This is a genomic window from Pseudomonas sp. MWU16-30317 (assembly GCF_020515695.1).
Taxonomy (GTDB): Bacteria; Pseudomonadota; Gammaproteobacteria; order Pseudomonadales; family Pseudomonadaceae; genus Aquipseudomonas.
The window spans coordinates 95,375-115,623 of the sequence record NZ_JAIWJA010000008.1 but is presented as its reverse complement, the minus strand read 5'-3'; the positions used below and the strand labels follow the sequence as shown (position 1 = coordinate 115,623).

General features: G+C 61.8%; 20 protein-coding genes and 1 pseudogene. 9 read left to right on the top strand and 12 right to left on the bottom strand.

Features of this window, described 5'->3' with window-relative positions:
- The first annotated feature begins 111 nt into the window (after window positions 1–111).
- Window positions 112–549: a helix-turn-helix domain-containing protein gene (locus LIX93_RS21545; protein WP_226506087.1), complete on the top strand. Its 438-nt coding sequence runs from the start codon at window positions 112–114 to the stop codon at window positions 547–549.
- 28 nt (window positions 550–577) lie between these two features.
- Here LIX93_RS21545 and aroE read toward each other — a convergent pair.
- Window positions 578–721: pseudogene (gene aroE / locus LIX93_RS21540) on the bottom strand (shikimate dehydrogenase); the annotation flags it as partial.
- A 92-nt stretch (window positions 722–813) separates the two neighbouring features.
- Window positions 814–1,557 carry a sulfite exporter TauE/SafE family protein gene (locus tag LIX93_RS21535; RefSeq protein ID WP_226506086.1) on the bottom strand — a complete coding sequence of 248 codons (744 nt, stop codon included), beginning with the start codon at window positions 1,555–1,557 and terminating at the stop codon, window positions 814–816.
- Between the two features lie 258 nt (window positions 1,558–1,815).
- Here LIX93_RS21535 and LIX93_RS21530 point away from each other — a divergent pair, with 258 nt between their 5' ends.
- Window positions 1,816–2,241, top strand: coding sequence for a DUF1810 domain-containing protein (locus LIX93_RS21530; RefSeq protein ID WP_226506085.1), 426 nt, complete (start codon window positions 1,816–1,818; stop codon window positions 2,239–2,241).
- Between the two features lie 43 nt (window positions 2,242–2,284).
- Here the strand turns inward: LIX93_RS21530 and LIX93_RS21525 are convergent, their stop codons facing one another.
- Window positions 2,285–2,551 carry a DUF3077 domain-containing protein gene (locus LIX93_RS21525; RefSeq protein WP_226506084.1) on the bottom strand — a complete coding sequence of 89 codons (267 nt, stop codon included), beginning with the start codon at window positions 2,549–2,551 and terminating at the stop codon, window positions 2,285–2,287.
- A gap of 453 nt (window positions 2,552–3,004) precedes the next feature.
- Here LIX93_RS21525 and LIX93_RS21520 point away from each other — a divergent pair, with 453 nt between their 5' ends.
- Window positions 3,005–4,399, top strand: a complete 1,395-nt coding sequence (locus tag LIX93_RS21520) for a sugar porter family MFS transporter (RefSeq protein ID WP_226506083.1) — start codon at window positions 3,005–3,007, stop codon at window positions 4,397–4,399.
- Between the two features lie 14 nt (window positions 4,400–4,413).
- Here the strand turns inward: LIX93_RS21520 and LIX93_RS21515 are convergent, their stop codons facing one another.
- From LIX93_RS21515 to LIX93_RS21495, 5 genes are all read right to left on the bottom strand, one after another.
- A complete protein-coding gene (locus LIX93_RS21515; RefSeq protein WP_226506229.1) occupies window positions 4,414–7,266 on the bottom strand; it encodes a PAS domain S-box protein in 2,853 nt (950 codons plus the stop codon).
- Window positions 7,267–7,730: 464 nt separating this feature from the next.
- Complete coding sequence (locus tag LIX93_RS21510; RefSeq protein ID WP_226506082.1) at window positions 7,731–8,333, bottom strand: hypothetical protein; 603 nt, start codon at window positions 8,331–8,333, stop codon at window positions 7,731–7,733.
- 105 nt (window positions 8,334–8,438) lie between these two features.
- Window positions 8,439–9,635, bottom strand: coding sequence for an aminotransferase class V-fold PLP-dependent enzyme (locus LIX93_RS21505; protein WP_226506081.1), 1,197 nt, complete (start codon window positions 9,633–9,635; stop codon window positions 8,439–8,441).
- A 78-nt stretch (window positions 9,636–9,713) separates the two neighbouring features.
- Complete coding sequence (locus tag LIX93_RS21500; RefSeq protein ID WP_226506080.1) at window positions 9,714–10,229, bottom strand: AAA family ATPase; 516 nt, start codon at window positions 10,227–10,229, stop codon at window positions 9,714–9,716.
- Between the two features lie 58 nt (window positions 10,230–10,287).
- Window positions 10,288–11,061, bottom strand: a complete 774-nt coding sequence (locus LIX93_RS21495) for a helix-turn-helix transcriptional regulator (protein ID WP_226506079.1) — start codon at window positions 11,059–11,061, stop codon at window positions 10,288–10,290.
- A 138-nt stretch (window positions 11,062–11,199) separates the two neighbouring features.
- On the opposite strand from LIX93_RS21495, the gene LIX93_RS21490 reads away from it, so the two are divergent.
- The gene (locus LIX93_RS21490) at window positions 11,200–12,408 is read left to right on the top strand and encodes an MFS transporter (protein ID WP_226506078.1); all 1,209 of its coding nucleotides are present in this window, start codon (window positions 11,200–11,202) and stop codon (window positions 12,406–12,408) included.
- Between the two features lie 32 nt (window positions 12,409–12,440).
- Here LIX93_RS21490 and rarD read toward each other — a convergent pair whose 3' ends face one another.
- The 4 genes from rarD to LIX93_RS21470 form a co-directional block, all read right to left on the bottom strand.
- Window positions 12,441–13,319, bottom strand: a complete 879-nt coding sequence (rarD, locus tag LIX93_RS21485) for an EamA family transporter RarD (RefSeq protein WP_226506077.1) — start codon at window positions 13,317–13,319, stop codon at window positions 12,441–12,443.
- A 204-nt stretch (window positions 13,320–13,523) separates the two neighbouring features.
- Window positions 13,524–13,904, bottom strand: coding sequence for a profilin (locus tag LIX93_RS21480; RefSeq protein ID WP_226506076.1), 381 nt, complete (start codon window positions 13,902–13,904; stop codon window positions 13,524–13,526).
- A 120-nt stretch (window positions 13,905–14,024) separates the two neighbouring features.
- Complete coding sequence (locus LIX93_RS21475) at window positions 14,025–14,516, bottom strand: DUF1543 domain-containing protein (protein ID WP_226506075.1); 492 nt, start codon at window positions 14,514–14,516, stop codon at window positions 14,025–14,027.
- Between the two features lie 115 nt (window positions 14,517–14,631).
- The gene (locus LIX93_RS21470) at window positions 14,632–15,150 is read right to left on the bottom strand and encodes a GNAT family N-acetyltransferase (RefSeq protein ID WP_226506074.1); all 519 of its coding nucleotides are present in this window, start codon (window positions 15,148–15,150) and stop codon (window positions 14,632–14,634) included.
- A gap of 383 nt (window positions 15,151–15,533) precedes the next feature.
- Here LIX93_RS21470 and LIX93_RS21465 point away from each other — a divergent pair, with 383 nt between their 5' ends.
- The 5 genes from LIX93_RS21465 to LIX93_RS21445 all read left to right on the top strand — a co-directional run bounded on the left by LIX93_RS21465 (window position 15,534) and on the right by LIX93_RS21445 (window position 20,247).
- Entirely contained in the window at window positions 15,534–16,550 is a 1,017-nt protein-coding gene (locus LIX93_RS21465) for a TIGR04086 family membrane protein (protein ID WP_226506073.1), read from the top strand.
- A gap of 312 nt (window positions 16,551–16,862) precedes the next feature.
- Window positions 16,863–17,765 (top strand): LysR family transcriptional regulator, encoded by a 903-nt coding sequence (locus LIX93_RS21460; protein ID WP_226506072.1) that lies wholly within the window; start codon window positions 16,863–16,865, stop codon window positions 17,763–17,765.
- A gap of 132 nt (window positions 17,766–17,897) precedes the next feature.
- Window positions 17,898–18,719: an alpha/beta fold hydrolase gene (locus tag LIX93_RS21455; protein WP_226506071.1), complete on the top strand. Its 822-nt coding sequence runs from the start codon at window positions 17,898–17,900 to the stop codon at window positions 18,717–18,719.
- A 14-nt stretch (window positions 18,720–18,733) separates the two neighbouring features.
- Window positions 18,734–19,852, top strand: a complete 1,119-nt coding sequence (locus LIX93_RS21450; RefSeq protein WP_226506070.1) for an LLM class flavin-dependent oxidoreductase — start codon at window positions 18,734–18,736, stop codon at window positions 19,850–19,852.
- Window positions 19,852–20,247: a RidA family protein gene (locus LIX93_RS21445; RefSeq protein WP_226506069.1), complete on the top strand. Its 396-nt coding sequence runs from the start codon at window positions 19,852–19,854 to the stop codon at window positions 20,245–20,247. Before LIX93_RS21450 ends, LIX93_RS21445 begins: the two co-directional genes overlap by 1 nt.
- The last annotated feature ends 2 nt before the right edge of the window (window positions 20,248–20,249 follow it).

The window sequence follows — 20,249 nt, the reverse complement described above, 5'->3', positions numbered from 1 at the left end:
CCAAGGATGCGGTGCCCCGTGCGGGGCGACCTGAGCTACGATAGGAGCATACGGCGCGATCGGGAAGTAGGCGCCGCAAAGTGCATTACTTACCCAAAGGTAACCATAGCGATGAATCACCCTCTGCAACCTGCCACCCTCCCCCCGCAGTGGCCCCATGGCGAGGACGCCAACGACCCCGCGCTCGACGCGCTGGTGCGGGAAATCATCGGCCGGGTCGCCGACAAATGGACCATGCTGGTGATCGAGGCGTTGGCCGAGCGCGGTTGCCTGCGCTTCACCCAACTGGCGGCGCAGGTGGGTGATGTCAGCCAGAAGATGCTGACCAAGACGGTACGGCAGATGGAAGCCGATGGCCTGTTGATCAGGACGGTGTACCCGGTAGTGCCGCCCAAGGTCGAATACCAGTTGACACAGATGGGCATGGGGCTGGGCGCGGCGTTTTGTGGCGTGTGGCTGTGGGCGCAGGAACACCGCGAAACCATCGAGGCCTCGCGCCGCGACTATCAGGCGCGCAACGAGGCCAGCGAGGAGCGGAATGCCAGCTGAAAGGCATCCCGCAGGGTCTTGATCGCAGTCACTCCAGCGGCACGGTCAGCCGATCGATCACCGGACGCGTCTGCGGGCGCACGCCCCGCCACCACTCGAAAGCTTCCGCCGCTTGTTCCACCAGCATCCCGACACCGTCGGCAATCCGCGGGACGCCAGCATCCTGGGCCATCGCGCTCAAGCTCGACACCCGTAAACCTTCGGCACGGGTGAGTGCGCGGGAAGAACACATCGGTGCGGCGTTGCCGTTGCTTTGACGCAGGCTTACAGCACCTTGGGCAGCGACTGCACAATCAATATCACCCCGGACAACGCCAGCAAGCCCAGCACTACCTGGCGGAACTTCTGGTCGCTGAAACGCCGATACAGGCGGATACCGATGAGAGTCGGTATCAGCACGGTCAGCGCCACCACCGGGAACAACCCCAGCGCCTGCGTCGTCACCGTGCCCGACACCAGATAGGTGATCATGGTCAACGCCTGCATGGCCAGGTTGAAGCCCTGGATCACCGAGCGCTGAGTGTCACGGTCCCAGCCATTGAGCACGGCCCACAGCGCAGGTGCCGGGCCGGTCAGACCACCCAGCCCGCCCATGAGGCCGCCGAGGAGACCGATGCCGGCATTGGCGCCGCGCCCGCCGGCCCTTATCCGCGGCAGGCCCTTGGACAGCAGCATCATTGGGCACCACAGCACCAACAGCACACCGACCATCAAGCGAAACAGCACCGGGTCGACCTGATGCAACAACAGCACCCCCAACGGCACCCCCAGCAGCCCGCCGACGACCATGGGCAACAGGCGCTGCCGGTCGAAGGGCCACTGCAGATGACCCGCCGCCAGCGCCTGCCCCACCAGCGAACCGCAGACAACCAACGGCGCGGTCAGGGTCGGCTCCAGTGCAAAGGCCCATACGGCCGTGGCCACCAGGCCGAAGTTGGACCCCGACAGGCCCTGCACGAAGCCAGCCAGGGCAGCACCGAGCATCACTACCCAGAGGATGGAATCCATGGCTTAGCGCCCCGACAGGCAGCGGGATGAACGACACAGCCCACATTGCTCGATCTGACCGTCCATCACCCTCATCCACCGCTCTCCCGATCGTTTTGTTATTGAGGCCGCGCAGCATAATGCCTTGCGCCGCCGGCCGTCATGGCGGATTCAACGCTTTCGATGAAACTGCCACACCCGCCCCTCTGTCGAAATGGTTCGCGCCCGGTCCGCGTGCGATGGCGCACCTGCCTGTGGCCAGCCAAGGGAGATCCGGACATGAACGATACTTTCGATCTGCTGCGTTTCATCGAGGCCCAACAGCCCGTGTATGACCGCGCCCTGCACGAGCTGCGGGCCGGGCGCAAGGCCAGTCACTGGATGTGGTTCGTGTTCCCGCAACTGCGCGGGCTGGGGCGCAGCGAGATGGCCGAGCGCTTTGGGCTGTCGGGTGCCGCTGAAGCGCAGGGCTATCTACAGCACCCGGTGTTGGGGCCGCGGCTGCTGGAAAGCGTCACGACCTTGCTGCAGCACCGCGACAAGAGCGCCTTGGACATTCTCGGGCATCCTGATGATCTGAAGCTGCGTTCTTGTCTGACGTTGTTTGCTGCTATCGCGCCGGACGAGGCGGTGTTCCTAGAGGCGCTCGAGTGGTTCTTCGGCGGGGAGATGGATGCCAGGACGGTGTTGTTGTTGGGGGAGTGAGGCCTGTGTAGGCAGTGCATGCCCACACATCGCGACCTTATGACTAAGCCCTTGGCGTCATCGCCTGCGCGACATCATCCATCAACGCCTTGGCCATCTCGTTCAGGTACAGAGCAGACAACGCCGCATGGCCTGTAGGGTTACCGAACGCCGCTTCAGTCATCAATTTGTTCGCGCAGTCTTGCAGGATGGAGGCGTGTTCGAGGGCATCGACGGCGGGGATATCGGGGTTGACGGTAAACAACGAGTGCCCGTCGAGGCTGCGGCCCCAGGGAGTGGTGCCAGCGGTGTGGAGATCGAAGTGAGTCATAGGTTGAAATCCAGGTAGATGATCAGGATCACCACCTTCTGCCGCCAAGCAGAATGGGTGGCAAATTGCGCAAGGTTGGCGGACCGGCACCTGAAACCCGGCACCTCCGAAGAGGTCCCTGCGCAATTCGCCATAGCACCCGCATTGCAGACGCAAAAAAACGTCTGCAATGCGGGGATAAGCGCCTTGCTCAGGTTCCAGGGCCGCCAAGCCCACGTCGCTGATATGCAGCGAGGGCGAGAGGTTAACGTGCCGACAGCTCGATCACAAGCAACGGAAACACTTCTCTGCATGGCGACGAGAAAGCCCGATACACCCGCTCATACATCGCCCCTGGGAACCGAACGCGGAACCGTTTCAGCGCGCCGAAGGTCAACCCTCCATACCCTGCATCACTGTGCCACTACCACGAGCGCAGTCTGCACTGTTGATCGATGACCCAAGGATTCCCCCATGACTTCAGCCTACTCCGACTCGGGCACCAGCCTCAAACCCCAGACGTACATGGCCATGGTCGCTACCGTCGCGGCCATCGCCGGCGGCCTGTACGGCTACGACACCGGCATCATCTCCGGCGCCTTGCCGCAGATTGCAAACGAGTTTCAGCTCGGCTATCGCGCTCAGGAACTGGTCACCGCCGCTATCCTGCTGGGCGCCGTAATCGGTGCCATCAGTGCCACGCGGCTGTCTGCCAGCCGCGGTCGGCGCACCACCATCATGATCGTCGCCGCCATCTACTGCGTGGGCGTGGTGGCTGCGGCGCTGTCACCGAATGTCTGGTGTCTCGCCGTCGCGCGGCTGGTGCTGGGCTTCGCCGTCGGCGGCTCGACGCAGATCGTCCCGACCTATATCGCCGAACTGGCACCCGCCGACAAACGCGGGCGCCTGGTGACCTACTTCAACGTTTCGATCGGTGTGGGCATCTTGCTGGCGGCGATCGTCGGCGTGGCCGGGCAGAACCTGTTCGACTGGCGCTGGATGATCGGCGTCGCACTGGTGCCTTCGCTGGTGCTGTTGCTGGGCATGAGCAAGCTGCCGGGCAGCCCGCGCTGGCTGGTCGAGAACGACCGCCCCAAGGACGCCGCCGAGGCACTGTCGCTGGTGCGCGAAACCCGCCGCGAAGTGAAAGAAGAGATCGCCGATATTCAGGAAGTGGTCGAGCAACGCGACCAACTGCCGAACGTGGGCTGGGCTGCGATGAAGGAGTCCTGGGTGCGCCCGGCACTGGTCGCCGGCCTCGGCATCGCCGCCTTCACCCAGTTGAGCGGCATCGAGATGATGATCTACTACACGCCCACCTTTCTGAAGAACGCCGGTTTCGGTGCCTCGGCGGCGCTGTGGTCGGCGCTGGGCGTGGCCATCACTTACCTGGTGATGACCTTCGTGGGCAAGATGATCGTCGATCGCACCGGCCGACGCACGCTGAGCCTGGCAATGATTCCCGGCGCTGTGGTGAGCCTGCTGGTGCTGGGTGCGGTGCTGCACTTCAACCTGGCCGGCGACAGTCAGGCGTGGTGGATCGTCGGCTGCCTGATCGTGTTCATGATCTTCAACTCCGGCGGCATCCAGATCATCGGCTGGCTGACCGGCGCGGAAATCTACCCGATCGCCATTCGCGACCAGGCCATCGGCTTGCACGCCGCCATGCTGTGGGGCTCCAACCTGCTGCTGACCGGCACGGCGCTGACCATGACCCACTGGCTGGGCGTCGGCGGTGCCATGTGGGTGTACGCCGGTTTGAACGCAGCCGCGTGGGTGTTCATTTATTTCCTCGTGCCGGAAACCGGCGGGCGCAGCCTGGAAGACATTGAGCGCAGTTTGCGCGAGGGTAGCTTTTTGCCGAAGTAACCAGGTGGCGCCGTTCAGGGCGCCATCAATTCCTGCACCTTTGCCGCCAGCGTGTCGATCGCGAACGGCTTGGTCAGCACCTGCATCCCTGGCGCCAGGTGGCCATTGCCGATCACCGCATTTTCGGCATAGCCGGTGATGAACAGCGTCCTGAGCCCTGGCCGAACCTCACGCCCGGCATCGGCCATCTGCCGGCCGTTCATGCCGCCGGGCAGCCCGACGTCGGTGATCAGCAAATCGATATGCACATCGGACTGCAGTACCTTGAGCCCGGCCAGGCTGTCGGCCGCTTCAATCAGGGTGTAGCCCAGTTCGCCCAGCACCTCGGTCAGCAGCATGCGCACGGTTGGCTCGTCATCGACGATCAGGATGGTTTCGCCGGTCTGCACCACGGTCGCCGGCGTCGCCAGTGAATGGCTCTCGTCCAGGGTGGCGCTGCCGTAATAACGCGGCAGGTAAATGCGTACGGTACTGCCCAGCCCCACCTCCGAATAAATCCGCACCTGTCCACCCGACTGCTTGGCGAACCCGTAGATCATCGACAGCCCGAGCCCGGTGCCCTCCCCGATCGGCTTGGTGGTGAAGAACGGGTCGAAGGCCTTGGCGATGACATCGGCAGGCATGCCCATGCCGGTATCGCTGACCGACAGCGACAGGTATTGGCCCTCGGGCAGCTCGTGGGCGCGGGCGGCTTCGCGATCCATCCAGCGGTTGGCCGTTTCGATGGTGATGCGACCGCCGTCGGGCATGGCATCGCGGGCATTGAGGCACAAATTGAGCAACGCGTTCTCGAGCTGACTGGGGTCGACCAGCGCCGCCCACAACCCGGTGGCACCCACCGTTTCGACCAGAATGCTGGGGCCCACGGTGCGCTGGATCAGTTCGCTCATGCCTTCCATGAGCGCGTTGACGTCGGTCGGGCGCGGATCGAGGGTCTGGCGCCGGGAGAACGCCAGCAGCCGATGGGTCAGTGCCGCGGCACGTTTGGCCGCGCCCTGAGCGGTGACGATGTACTTGTCGACGTCCTTCCAGCGGCCCTGCTCGATCCGCATGCCCATCAGCTCCAGGGCCCCGGAGATACCGGCCAGCAGGTTATTGAAGTCGTGCGCCAGGCCACCGGTCAACTGGCCGACGGCTTCCATCTTCTGCGACTGGCGCAGTTTTTCTTCGGCCTGCATCAGCTCGGCCGTGCGCGCGTTGACGCGTTGTTCGAGGGTGTCGTTCAAGGCCCGCAAGGCGGCGGTGGCGCGGTCGCGTTCGGCTTCGACGGAGCGGCGTTCTTCGACGTCGATGATCACTCCGGGGAAGCTCAGTGGCGTGCCGTCTTCGCCATGGTCGACGCGGCCATTCGCTTCAATCCAGTAGTAGTTGCCATCGGCACGACGAACCCGATATTGATGGGCATAGGCGCCGCCTTTGGCGATGGCGTGATTGATTGAAGCGGTCAGCGCCTCACGGTCCTCGGGGTGCACTGTGGCAGCCACTTGCTCCAGGCTGAGCCCTTGGTAGCCGAGCGCCGGATCGAGGCCGAAAGCGCGGGCGAAGGCTTCATCGACGGTGAAACGATCGGTCGGCAGATCCCAGTGCCAGGTGCCGATGATGGCGCCTGCGGCGAGAGCGAGTTGCACGCGCTCGACGTTTGCACGGGCAACGGCCTCGCTGACGAGCAAGCGTTCCTGAGCGTTTCGCCGTTCAGTGACATCGCTGAAGATAATCGCAATCTGGCGGTCGTCGCGATCGCCGACGCTCACCGCGCGCACGTCGAACCAACGCTTGAAGGCCTCGGCATAATTTTCGAAGGTGGCTGGCTCACCGGTCTTGGCGACGTGGCCGTAGGTATCGAACCAGAACTGCTCCAGATCCGGGGCGAATTCGGTGACCCATTTGCCGCGCAGATTGACCCCCGCCTGGCGCTCGAATGCCGGGTTGGCCTCGACGAAGCGATAGTCGATGGGGCGGTCGTCGGCATCGAACTTGACCTGGACGATGGCGAACGCCGACTCGATCGTCTCCAGAATCGTGCGAAAGCGCTCCTCGCTTTGGCGCAGGGCGGTTTCCGCCGTGCGCATGCGGGTCAGGTCGAGCATGGCGCCGATCATCCGTACCACCTGGCCCTGGTCATCGCGGATGACCTGGCCGCGGTCGAGCACCTCGGCGTAGCTGCCGTTGCGGCGTTGGAACCGATATTCACCGGTCCAGCCCTCTTCCTGGCCTTCGAGGACCGCGACAATCGATTCCTCGATGCGCGCCCGATCAGCGGGATGAATCTGCGCCATCCACCATTCGCTGGTGGTATCGACGCTTGCCAGCGGGTGGCCGTATGCCTGCTCCAGCGCTTCGTTCCATTGCACATGGTTGGCGTTGACGTCCCAGTCCCAAACGGCATCGTTGGTGGCCTTTACCGCCAGACGATAGCGCTCCTGGGTTTGCTTGAGGGCGAGGCCGGCGAGGTGTTCATCGGTACGGTCCCGCAGAATTTTGACGAAGCCGAGGTGGGCATCGCGGTCGTCGTACAGCGGTATCATTTCGCCCGACGCCCAGAACAACTGGCCGTCCTGACGCAGGTGCCAGCGTTCGTCGGACGCCCGGCCGTCCTTTAGTGCGCGCTGCATCTCGTGCTCGACTCGACCACTGGCACGATCCGGCGGCGTGAAGAACCGATTGGCGTGGTGGCCGCGCATGTCCTCGGCCGTCCAGCCCATGACGTTAGTGGCGCCACTGTTCCATTCGGTAATGATGCCGGCCGGGTCGAAGATGATCATGGCGAAATCGACCGCACTCTCGAAGATCGCCCGCTGGCGCGCTTCACTGGTCGCCAAGGCGGCCTGACTGGCCTGCAGTTGCGTATCGACCGCGGCATCCGCCAGTGCCTCGCGCAGTCGCGTGACCTCGGCGATCAGTTGTTCGCGGGTCAAGTCTTTCAAATCGCCTTCCACTCATGCACCACTGTTACGTAGGGACTGGTTTGTTGCCGCCATATCTGCGCCGGACATTCAGTCGTGAGCAACCGGCGGCAATGTTGATGTCGGGATTCGGGTTGGATATGTGCAAGTGGAAGCATTGTCCCATAGGCAATGACCTCGGCGCCGCGTGCAAGTTTCACTCGGTGCCATCATGGCCAGCTTGTTCGAATGATTGCGGTACCGCTTGGACCGGGCAGATCAAGACACAAACAGGCCGGTACGTCCACGTGGCATTTGTCCTGATAGCAGTGGGCGCGGGTTATAAGCGGGTTTGGCCGGGGTATTGAGCGGCGAATGCGCGGTAAAGGATATCCAAACGATCCCCGAAGTGAGTACCCCAGGGTCGTCCAATGTTCGCGGGAGAAGTGTCAGTTGCTCGGGCGCTGTTTGCTGGAGTCCAGCTCGGCTTTTTTGCCGGTGGTGATTTCGGTGATTTGCGCGGACTTGGCGATCGCCATGTCGAAGGTGTCCTGCATCCGGGCAATGGCTTCGGTCGCTGTGCCCTTCAAGCCGCCGTTGGCTGCCCAATCAAAATTCCACACACCCGAAAGATTATCGGCACCGGCCACGTCATGGGTTTCAATCGCGGTGAACACATCGGGATGGCGCTGAATGTACTGAGCGGCCGCCGAAACATCAGCGGGCACACTGCCGCTGGTATTGCTGGCGAGCTGCGACAACTCTTGCCCGTTGATTGCCGACTTGCCTTTCTGCCGCATGTAATCGGCAACGATCTTGCTGGACTTGGCGATGTTCAGCTTGTCGTCGAAGACCGACGTCGATGCATTTTGAACATTTGGCTGACCACCTGCGGGTGTGACGGTCGTAGACATCGGCGCTGCTCCCTCAATGAATTGACTGGCACCCCGTGAAAAGATGCCCCCGTCGCGGACGTTAGCATGCAGCCCATGGCGCCTGGGGGGCGGCTTCACAAGAATTCGCAACAGGGCCGAGAATTCACAGGGTTTCACAGTGAGCGCCCGAGACGGCAAACAATAATCGGGGGGATTTGATCGTTATTGCCGGGCATCACCGATCTCGTCTTCCCATGATCGGTGATGCGCAGCAAGGTTGCGTCAGCTTCCGAGCGCCTTGAGGGCCACCACCAGTGCCTCGATATCCGCCACGCGGGTATTCAACCCCGGCGTGACACGAATGCACGGCCCACACGCAGCCCCCTCACGGGCGACGGTGAAGATATTGAATTCGCTCAGTAGCCGTTGTGCCATTGCCTGTTGATCCTCGGCATCGCGAAAGCGGAACGAGGTGAGGCCGCAATACAAACGGGGATCGTCCGGCGTCAGTACTTCGATGCCGGCGAGTTTGCGCGCTTCGCTCACCCACAGGTCGCGCAGGTAACTCAGGCGCGCGCCCTTTGCCGCCCAGCCGCCGACTGCCTGGTGCTCGGCAAACACCGCGGGCAAGGCCATCAACGCTGGCACGTTCGGCGTGCCGTAGGGGGACAGGCAACGGATGTCGTCAGCCGGGTAGCTGGGGTTGGCCATGTCCGGGTCGAAGTCCTTGAGGCGGTCGCGGCGAACGTGAATCACCCCCAGGCTCAGGGGCGCGCCGATCCATTTCTGCAAGTTGAAGCCGGCGAGTTCAACGCCCAGATCCGCGAGGTCAACGTCCAACTGGCCGAGGGAATGGGCGCCGTCGAGGATCACGTCGATGCCATGGGCCTTGGCCGCCTGAGCGATCGCCTTGACCGGCATCACCAGCCCGGTGCGGTGAGTGACGTGGGTCAGGGCCATCAGCTTGAGCCGCGGGTGTGCCGCGAAAGCCTCGGTGTAGGTGCGCAGCAAGCCGTCATAGGTGGCGGGATGAACGTGCACCAACTCGACGATTTCCACACCGCGCGCCTTGCACAGCCAGCGGAAGGCGCCCTGCACCGAGCCGTAATCCAGGTCGGTGATCAGCACCTGATCACCGGGTTGCAGGCGGTTGTAGTTGCGGATCAATGAATCGAGCGCTTCCGATGCACTACGGGCGAAGGCCAGTTCTTCGGCTGGCAGGCCCATGAGGTCAGCCAGATGCTGGCGGATTTCCAAGCCTTGATGGCGATCGAATTGCTGACGCACATGCACTGCGTTGCTGCGGTTGATCAGGCGAATCGCGTGCTCGTAGGCATTGACCACGTCATGGCTCATTCGCCCGAAATAGCCGTTGTCGAGGTTGATCGGGCCGTCATCGCGTTCGTAGCGGGCAGCGATTTCGCTCCAGAAGGCTTCATCGCGGGCCAGTTCGAATGGGCTCGGTGGTACGGAAGGCATTGACGGCTCCTTGTCGGCGGGAAAGGCAGAGCATCGCTGTGGGGGTGGGTCCGGCGCAAGGGGTAAACGACGTCGTCGCTAACTTTTAGCGGCGGCTATGAAAAACCGCTCGATGATTAGCGTCACGGCCTCGGCGGTGGATATCAAGGCGGTGTCCATCGTAAATGGCGTGTCATCCCACGCTTCGTATTCATGGCTCGATACCGACTGCCAATTGGGCGGTACAAGGCCATTGATATCGCTCACTCTGGTTTCTACCCGTCTGCGATGTTCGAGGATATCGGAGCAAATCACCTGGATATTGACGAGTTGCACATTGGCCCGCCTGGCGATATCGCTCCATGACTCGCGGCTTTCACGTACAGGATTGACGCAGTCGACGATGACCCGGTTGCCCACCTCAAGATTGCTCAGGGCCAGTTGATTGGCGAGCTGGTAACCCCTGCTGCCAATATCTTCCTCGAACGCCGCGCTGTTGCGTATCGCCTGCTCGATGGTATCGATACGTAGATAGACCGCTTGTGTTTGCGCAACGAGACCGCGTGCAAGGGTGGTCTTGCCGGTACCGGGGAGACCGCTGAAAACGATGAGCATGTCTGCGTCCTGCGATGTGTGGGTGAAGAGCGTGCGGTGTCCAGCCCAGGTGCAAAGCTCATTTAAAAAAATGACTGGGCGTCTTGCCGAACTGTTTCTTGAACATTGTGGCGAACGCACTGGGGCTGTCGTAGCCCAGCGCGCCGGCCACATCGATGATTTTCTCGCCGACGGCGATGCGTTCCAGCGCCAGTAGCAACCGCGATTGCTGGCGCCACTGGCCGAAGGTCATGCCGGTGTCTTTGTTGAACAGACGCTGGATGGTTTTCTCATCCAACGACAGCCGCTCACTCCACTGCGCCAGGGTCGAGCTGTCTGCCGGATCGTTTTGCAGCGCCGAGCAGATGGTCTTGAGTCGCGCGTCGCGCGGCTGTGGCAGGTGCAGCGGCAGGGTCGGCAAGAGCGCCAGCTCGTCGACGATCAGGCGCATCACCCTGCCCTCGCGTGAATCCGGCTCGCAGGGCGCGGGGATGCCGACAGACGTCTTGATCAACTCGCTCAGCAGCGGCGAAATACTGACCGCGCGCGTTTGCGTCGGCAAGTCCGGCAGATGATCCGGGCGTACGAACACGCTGCGCATCTTCACCGCGCCGATGCAGCGCACTGCATGCACGTGACCGCAGGGCATCCAGATGCCGCGGCTGGGTGGCACAGTCCATTGACCCTGATCGGAGTGCACCACCATGACGCCTTCGATTGCATAGATCAGTTGATGCTTGGCGTGGGAATGGGGCTCGATGAACCAGTTGTCCGGGTAATCGGTGGCGCTGCTGGTCACGGTCGAGGCGAGCGTATTGATGTGCAGCAGAAACGCGTCCAGTGTTCTGATCATGATGCCCTTTTTGCGATAGCTGGTGCCCGGATGACGTGAGACAGGCGATTTTTCGGTCTTTAGGATAGCGCCAAGCCCGAGGATCCGACAGGTGATCCTTGGCTTGGCACCCCTCTTCCACTGCCCGGATGATCTGCAATGTCCACCTCCACCGCCCCATCGGCCAGCGCCTCGGTCGCCAGCCAAGCCAGCCCTTTGGTCATGCGCGTGATCGGCGCCTGCGCGCTGGCGCACCTGATCAACGACCTGATCCAATCGGTGCTGCCCTCGATCTACCCCATGCTCAAGGCCAACTATGGCTTGAGCTTTACCCAGGTCGGCCTGATTACCCTGACCTTTCAGCTCACGGCTTCGCTGCTGCAGCCGTGGATCGGCTATCACACCGATCGCCACCCCAAGCCATGGCTGCTGCCCGCCGGTATGGTCTGCACCCTGATCGGTATCGTGATGCTGGCCTGCGTCGGCACCTTTGCGGCAATCCTGATCGCGTCAGCACTGGTGGGGGTCGGTTCTTCGACCTTTCACCCGGAGACTTCCCGCGTCGCGCGCCTGGCCTCGGGCGGGCGTTATGGCCTGGCGCAGTCGAGCTTTCAGGTCGGGGGTAACGCCGGCAGCGCCTTCGGTCCGCTGCTGGCAGCGGCCATCATCATTCCCTATGGCCAGGGCAATGTCGCCTGGTTCGGGCTGTTCGCCGTCTTCGCCATCGGTGTGCTCTACGGCCTGAGCCGCTGGTACCGCCAGCACCTGAACCTGTTCAAGCTCAAGCAAGGCGCCAAGGCCACCCACGGCCTGTCGAAAAACCGCGTGACCGCGACCCTGGTGGTGCTGGCACTGCTGGTGTTTTCCAAATACTTCTACATGGCCAGTTTTACTAGCTACTTCACCTTCTACCTGATCGAGAAGTTCGACCTGTCGGTGACCAGTTCGCAGTTGTATCTGTTCCTGTTCCTCGGCTCGGTGGCGCTGGGCACCTTCTTCGGCGGCCCGATCGGTGATCGTATCGGACGCAAGAAGGTGATCTGGTTTTCGATCCTCGGCGTGGCGCCGTTCACCCTGGCGTTGCCCTATGTCGACCTGTTCTGGACCGGCGTGTTGAGCATGGTGATCGGCTTTGTGCTTGCGTCGGCGTTCTCGGCCATCGTGGTCTTCGCCCAGGAACTGGTGCCTGGCAATATCGGCATGATTGCGGGGGTGTTCTTCGGGTTGATGTTCGGCTTCAGTGGCATCGGTGCCGCGCTGCTGGGCTATCTGGCGGACAGTCACGGCATCGAGTACGTGTACAGGCTGTGTTCTTATTTGCCCCTGCTGGGGGTGTTGACGGTGCTGTTGCCGTCCACCGACAAATAATCCCCCACGCTCACACCGGGTATTCGCTTGATTCAGACCGTGCGCTGGGTGCGCAACAGATAACGCCCACCATCGGCGATCAACACTGCCACCGCCGCCCAGATTGGCAAGTAGGTCAGCCACTGCGCCGGCTTGATCTGCTCGCCCAGCGCCACGGCCACACCCACCAGCAACACCGGCTCGACATAGCCCAGCAAGCCGAACAGGCTGAAGGGCAGCAGCCGCCCGGCGACGATATAAGACATGAACGCCGCCGCGCTGATGATCCCAAGCCCCAGCAGCAAGGCATACAGATGTGGCGCCTGACGGAACGGCTCAACGCCCTGCCCCATTGCAAAACAGGCGGCGACCGGCAGGGTCAGCAAGGTATCGAACCACAGCCCGCCCAGATGCGCGGTCGCCAGCTTGCGCCGCAGAATGAAATACAGCGGCAGTCCGCCCGCGACCAGCAGCGTCGCCCAGGAAATCCGGCCCACCTGGTACAACTCGTTCGCCACCCCGACGGCAGCGCACAATGCCGCGATTTTTTTCAATGAAGTGAGGCGATCGCCATACAGCCACCGGCCCACCAGCAGCATGGTCAACGGCAGCAGAAAATACCCCAGCGACACATCCAGCCCGTGACCGTTGAGCGGCGCCCACATGAACAGCCATTGCTGAGCGCCGAGCAAAGCGCTGCTCAGGCACAGCAGGCCGAGCAGACGCGGTGTCTCGCGGATCCGCGCGCAAATGGCCAGGACCTGATGCCATTCACCGCACGCGAGCATGAACAGGGTCACCAACGGCAGCATCAGCACCATGCGCCAGCCGAAAATCGCATCGCCGCCCAATGGGCTGAGTAAGGTGGTGTAGAAGTACAACGAGGCAAACAGGCAGGACGAAGCAACCGATAAAACGACACCTTTGTACAAGAGGACTCCATTGGGCAGGGATTGAACGGCACCGGCCAGCCGAGTGCGACCTCTGAGGGTGCTTCAAGGCTGGAAGGTGTGGGGATTATCCTTGTTGCAAGAGGGGGCCGGAAGACAAATATCGATTCAAACCGGTGAATCGCATTGGAGCACTGGCACCGGTGAAACCGCACCTGGCGTTTGCCCCGGCCCTTTTGGAAAGTTTCAATACCCCAGGTTGATAAAATAATCCGCCAGCCCCTCGATAATAATCGCCGCCGAACTGGGCGTCAGGGCTGCATCGTAAACACCGATCACTATTGCTTGCGTCGTCCTCACGACAACGCATCCGTTCTGATCATTGATGGCCTTGCCATAAAGACTTCTCTCACTGACATGGAATGCCTTGTAGCCGACACCCGATATAAAGAAATCCTGATGGAGCAATGACGTAAAATCCACGTCAGGTGCCAGCACCGATTGCTCATTGGTGCCCAGGGAGAAATCCGGGGAAGCGGCCCATAGCGAACCATCAGCGCCCGAGATAGCGCCCGCCAAAAAGCCCTTTTCCATGATGGAACTGTCTACATATGCTTGCCATGTCATTTCGCCTGAACTCCTGTACTCATAGAGTCGAGGATTGTCTGCGTTGAGCGATGACCGGTAAAGACAGGACAGGCTTCCACCTCAAAACAGGGACAGGCATGTTCTTGAGATCGGCAGTGGCTAAATGACGATGTAATCATTGCCCTGCACCACGCCGTCATGGTCACCCTCTACCAGATGAATATAACGCCCGCTGACTTTATCGATCGGCAGGCAATCATCGACATCGAACAGCGCATCGGTGTGGGGCTGGCTCCAGTGGCGCGGCATCTGGCGCTTGCCTTTGGCTTTGGCTTCGGCCTTGTGGCGGGCCACCACCAGCAAGTAATGATGGGCTTCGCCAAAGGCGCGAGCTTCGTAGCCGCCCAGATTGATGAAATACAGCCGGGGTGAATCGGGCGATGGCGCGAGGGGGCTCAGTTCGACTTTCCAGTTCTCGACGCCATCGACTTTCATCCATGAATCGATATGCACGCCTTTGGGGCTGCCGAACCAGCTTTCACGCAATTGCGGATAGGCGGCTTCCAGGGTGTCGGCGACCACAAACGCGACATCGTGGACTTCGATCTTGGCTCTGGGGTGTTTGCCTCCGAGCATGACGACGAACAGCATTGAAAATTCCTGATCTCACCGGGCAGCCATTGAGCGAGTGCCCATCACAGCGGCATGGTAACCGAACACCGTCATTCATTGACGCTTCAGCTACGCGTAGCCATGCGAATATCGGCTAATGACTCATTCGGCGCCGGGACTGCAAACCTATACCCAGTCGGCGTTTGCCAGAAATCGGTAATACCATTGCGATATCCTGGTCAGCTGCCTGTCCCCGCACAGTGCCAATCCGTTCAATAAAGTTCGCGCCTGCCGCTTTCCATCCGCTCATTGCGTACCAGGCTTCAAGCACCGGGCTACACCATAAGATCCCGAGCTCAATCGGGCTATTGGCTATGTAATGAGTGGCGGCCGCCACCACTTTCTGACCTACACCGCAGTGGCGTCGATCTGGCATTGTCCACACACCGCGCAACCCATAGACGCTGCTGAGAGTGCTATGGCCGCTCAGTGGGTAGCGGTAGATTTCGGCATAACCGAGGACGTTATCTTCTTCAGTCAACACGACTTCAACAATATGATCATTCTCACACTGAGTCGTATGAAGTGCTGACCATCGCTGAACCAGGCCAGAGAACAGCTGATACTGCATATCCAACGGAAGACGGTTGGCCGGGCAAATAGTGATTTTCATCGATCCGTACCTTTGGCCAGCTTCGGCAGGTGCTGCGACGCAGTAAAGCCCGGAAAATCCTCAAGGCCAAAAGAGGGTAAACCCTATTCAAATGGGCTAGTACTCACAGATCTGCGAGTTGACTCGGGGTCATTACGCTGGTGCAGCCGGCATCGCAGGCTCTTGTCGACGGGCAGCGCCGCTCCACAGGCCGACGTCACCTTCTGACGGGCCGCCTTTCATGCAATTGAACCCTTCCTCAAACAAGCAAAAACACCCCGCACGACAATTACTTATCGTCCGCCGGCTAAATGTTTTGAACCGTCGCATAACCGGCCGCTCAATCCATTAGCGGCGAACTCATTCGCCCAACGAATTACACATTCACCAAAGGGCTACAACTCATGATAAGAGATAACGAAACCACTCAGGTCTACTACCCCGACGCGCCAACAGCGACCGCTCCGTTGCTCAAGCGGATTTCCTGGAGTGCGATCTTTGCCGGTGTGGTGCTGGCGATGGTGGTGTCGCTGATCTTGAATCTGGTCGGTACCGCGATCGGCTCGGCTTCAATCGACCCCCTGCAGGAAGGCAACCCGCTGGACGGGATCGGCAAAGGCGCAGCCATCTGGGTTGTAGCCAGCGGCGTGATCTCGCTGCTGGTGGGTGGTTGGATCGCTGGCCGCCTGGCCCAGCGTGAAGGCGCGTTGCACGGCTTGCTGGTGTGGGCCACCGTGTCGCTGGTAACGGTTTATCTGGTGTCCAGCGCCGTGACCGGTGTGGTCCGTGGCGGCATGAACCTGGCTGGCAGCGGCCTTTCGGCGGCTGCCAGCGGTATCGCCCAGGTGGCGCCGCAGATCGGCAGTACCGTCCAGGATCAACTACGCCAGCAGGGCATCGACTTCAACCTCAACGATATTCAGGGTGAACTCGAAACGGCAATGCGTCAGACCGGCAAGCCGGAGCTGAACCCCGACAATGTCAAACAAGAGGCGCAGGCCGCGGGCGATGATGCCAAGAATACCGCGCAAAACAGCGCCCAGAACCCGCAGCAGGCCGATCAGCAGCTCAGTGGCTTGCTTGACCGCATCAAGGCCAAGGGTGACAAGGCCTGGGATGCCGCCGACCGTCAAGCAATGGTCAATCTGATCAAGGCGCGAACCGGTAAAACCGATGCTGAAGCCAATCAAATGGTTGATCAGGCGCAACAGGCCTACCAGCAAGCCTATGCGAAGTACCAGCAGCTCAAGGCCGATGCCGAGCGCAAGGCGCGTGAAGCCGCCGATGTCGCGGCCAAGCGAGTCTCGCAGGCGAGCTGGTTACTGGTGACTACCTTGATCATCTCCGGTATCGTCTCGGCCGTTGCGGGCATGATGGGCCGCAGAACTCAACCGCTGCCAAAAGTGGTAACTACGGTTTAAAAAGCAATCGGGCCCGAACATTCAGCTGCTTTGGATGTTCGGGCCCACGGATCCCCGCTCTGGGCAGGGGCGGTCAACGGCGCTCCTCAAACTGCACGGCGCCGCTCAGCGACGCTGACAAGGCACAAGGCACAACTTGTGCATGATCACACCACATAGGGAGATCAGCCATTCTTGGCAGCAGGATGAACATCCCGGCTCGCCAGCTCTTTCATCACCATCGCCCCGGCCGATCCTGCTCCGGGCATATGGCCTTGCCATGCCCCAGCCGTTGCCCAAAGCGCAACAGGCGTGGCGCTTCTGGAGGCTCAATTGAACTTCACCGCCTTTCGCTACTTCAACGAAGTCGCGCAATCCAAGGCGATCCGCCGCGCCGCAGACCGACTGCACGTCACCCCTTCCGCCGTCAGCCGGCAAATCTCCATGCTCGAGCATCAACTCGGTGCGCCCCTGCTGGAACGCACCAATAGTGGCGTCGAACTGACGGCCGCAGGCGTCATGCTCGAGCGCTACACCCGCACGCTGTTCAGGGATCTGGAGCGGGTGCGCGAAGGGATCGCCGCGTTTCGCTCGCTGGACCAGGGCGAGGTCAAGATCCACGCCATGGAAGGCGTGCTGTCGAACCTGCTGCCAGAGATGATCTCGGCCTTTCTGGCCCAGCACCCGCGCATCGATTTTCAGGTCACTACCTGCTCCAGCGACCTGATCGTCGAAGCCTTGATCCGCGATGAAACCGACATCGGCATCATCTACAACCCCGAGCTGCGCTTTGAAATCGAGGTGGTGGCCGAGCGCAAGGAGCCGGTGGTGTGCCTGGTCTGCCCGCATGACGAGCTCGCCCGGGAGCCGCTGGTGACCCTGCAGCAGCTGTGCAAAAAGCCCTTGGCCCTGCCCCGCCCCAGCTTCGGTTTGCGCCAGCTGTTCGACCGTACCGCCGAGGCGCGCCTGTACAAACCGCGCATCGTCGTCGAGGCCAACAACCTCGACATCCTGCGCGCCACGGCAGTACTGGGCACCTGCGTGACCATCGGCCCGGAGATCAGCGCGCGACGCGAAATCGATGCCGGGCTGCTGATCGCCATCACGATCGATCAAGAGTCGTTCAGCAACGTACGCTCCGCCGTGTGCGTGCATCAGGAGCGCGTGCCCAGCTACGCCGCCAACGCCTTCGTGAAGTTTCTCAAGAGCCGTTTTCCTGTGGGCGCCGCGCGCTGAGGGTGTTGCGTTGTGGTCAACACGGCATGCAGCAATCGCGGTTACAGGCAAGCCGATGCCCCATGCATTAATAAGGCATCCGCACATGTCACGCCGCTGACATGCAGGCCGACACCGAACAGAGGAAGCGAGATGCCGAGCATCGTCACCAATGGGATCAACACCCATTACGAGATTTACGGAAGTGGGCCGGCGCTGCTGCTGGTGTCCGGCCTGGGCGGCACGGCGGCTTACTGGGCACCGCAGATCGAAGCGTTCGCGGCGCACTTCACCGTGGTCACCTACGACCAACGCGGTGCCGGCACCACGGACCATCCGGACGAGCCCTACAGCATCGCCCAGCTCGCCGATGACCTGCAGGCGCTGATCGCCGGCCTGCAACTTGAGCGGCCACTGCTGATCGGCCACTCCACCGGCGGCGCCATCGGCCAGGTGCTGGCTGCCCGCGAACCGCAGTTGCTGGCCGGCATGGTGCAGTACGCCAGCTGGTCGAAATCCGATGCGCACTTCAACTGGTGCTTTCGCATGCGCCGTGCCCTGCTCGAAGGCAGCCCGCTGGAAGAATACGTGCACGGCAGCGCGCTGTTCCTGTATCCGCCGGAGCATGTGCGCGATCACGCCGAAGCGCTGTCACCGGCGCTGCTGGCCTCGGTGGCGCGGTTCCCGGCGCGGCAGACCATCTTGCGGCGCATCGACGCGATCATGGCCCACGACGCCAGCGCCCAGCTGTGGAAAATCCAGATCCCCACCCTGGTGCTCTGCGCCCAGGACGACATCCTCACGCCGCCTTACCAATCGCGGCTGCTGGCGGATGCGATCAACGGCAGCGAGCTGAAAATCGAGGCCCGTGGCGGGCACAGTTTCTCGGAGACAGAGCCCCAGGCTTTCAATCGCATCGCGCTCGATTTTTTGGCGGGCTGCACGCTCGCCGCCATCGACGCCTCAATCAATTGAGCAAGGAGTTGATCATGCCCAGCAACGACAGCAAAAACGTCGAGTTCGGGGTTTTCCTGCCGGTCGGCAACGGCGGCTGGATCACCTCCACCACCAGCCCGCAACTGCCGGCCACCTACGATTACAACAAGCAAGTGGCCATTCTGGCGGAAGACCTGGGCTTCGATTTCGCCCTCTCCATGGCCAAATGGCGCGGTTACGGCGGCCCGTCCCAGCACTGGGACGTGACCCTCGAAAGCCTGACCACCATGGCTGGCATCGCTGAAGCCACGAGCCGCATCGGCGTCTGGGGCACCGTGCACACCATGGTCTTTCACCCGGCGGTGGTAGCGAAGATGTCGGCGGTGCTCGACCAGATCTCCAAAGGCCGCTTCGGCCTCAATATCGTGTCCGGCTCCAACCCGACCGATCAGGGGCAGATGGGCCTGTGGGTCGACCTCGATCACACCGAGCGCTATGAACTGGCCGAAGAATGGCTGACCGTGCTCAAGCGCCTGTGGACCGAAGACCGCGTCGACCACAAGGGCAAGCACTACGAACTCATCGACTGCATGTCCAACCCCAAGCCCGTCACGCCGCCGCCGATCATCTGCGCCGGCGCCTCGGATCGCGGCTTTTTGTTCACCATGCAGCACTGCACGGGCAGCTTCATGCTCGGCTCCGATCACGATGACTTCATCAAGACCGGCCTGCGCGCCAAGGAGCTGGCCGCCCAACAAGGCAAGCCTGACTTCAAGACCTACGGCCTGTTCACCATCGTCCCCGGCGCCACCGACGCCGAGGCCCGCGAGCGCGTGGCGTTGTATGACGCCGGCGTCGACAGCATCGCCCTCGACAACCAGACCCGCGAGTACTCCGGGGACAAGAGCTTCAAGCAGAACACCATGGCCCAGCGCTTCGTGTCCCAGGGCGAGCAACGCAATTCGATGACCCGCGCCGCGCTGGTGGGCTCGCCGGAAACCATCGGCAACAAGCTGGCGGAAATCATCAAGGGCGCCCAGCTCGATGGCGTCACGGTGATCGTCCCCGACTTCATCGACGACCTGCGCACGGTCGGCACCGAGGTGCTGGAAGTGCTCGAACACCACGGCGTGCAGACCCACGCCCGTGCTCACCAAAAGGCGACTCGCTGATGAAACAAGGTCCGTTCAACCCCGCCGGCCTGAAACAGCAGAGCTACTACAACCATGGCGTGTTGCGCGTCGGCCAGCCGGTATTCCTCACCGGTCAGGTGGCTTGGGACGCCGAGGGCGAGGTGGTCGGCAAAGACGATATCGAGGCCCAGGCACGCAAGATCTGGGAAAACATCGGCCTCGCGCTGGCGGCCTTGGGTGTCGGCCCCGAAGCGGTGGTCAAGCTCAACACCTACGCCCTGTCGCGCGAAACCATTCCTGCCTTGCATAGCGCCCGCGAAGCCTTCTTCGCCGGGCATGACCTGCCCGCCAGCACCTTCGTGGTGGTAGCCGGGCTGGCGGATCCGGCGCTGTTGGCCGAGATCGACGTGACCTTGATCCTGCCGCTGGACTGAAT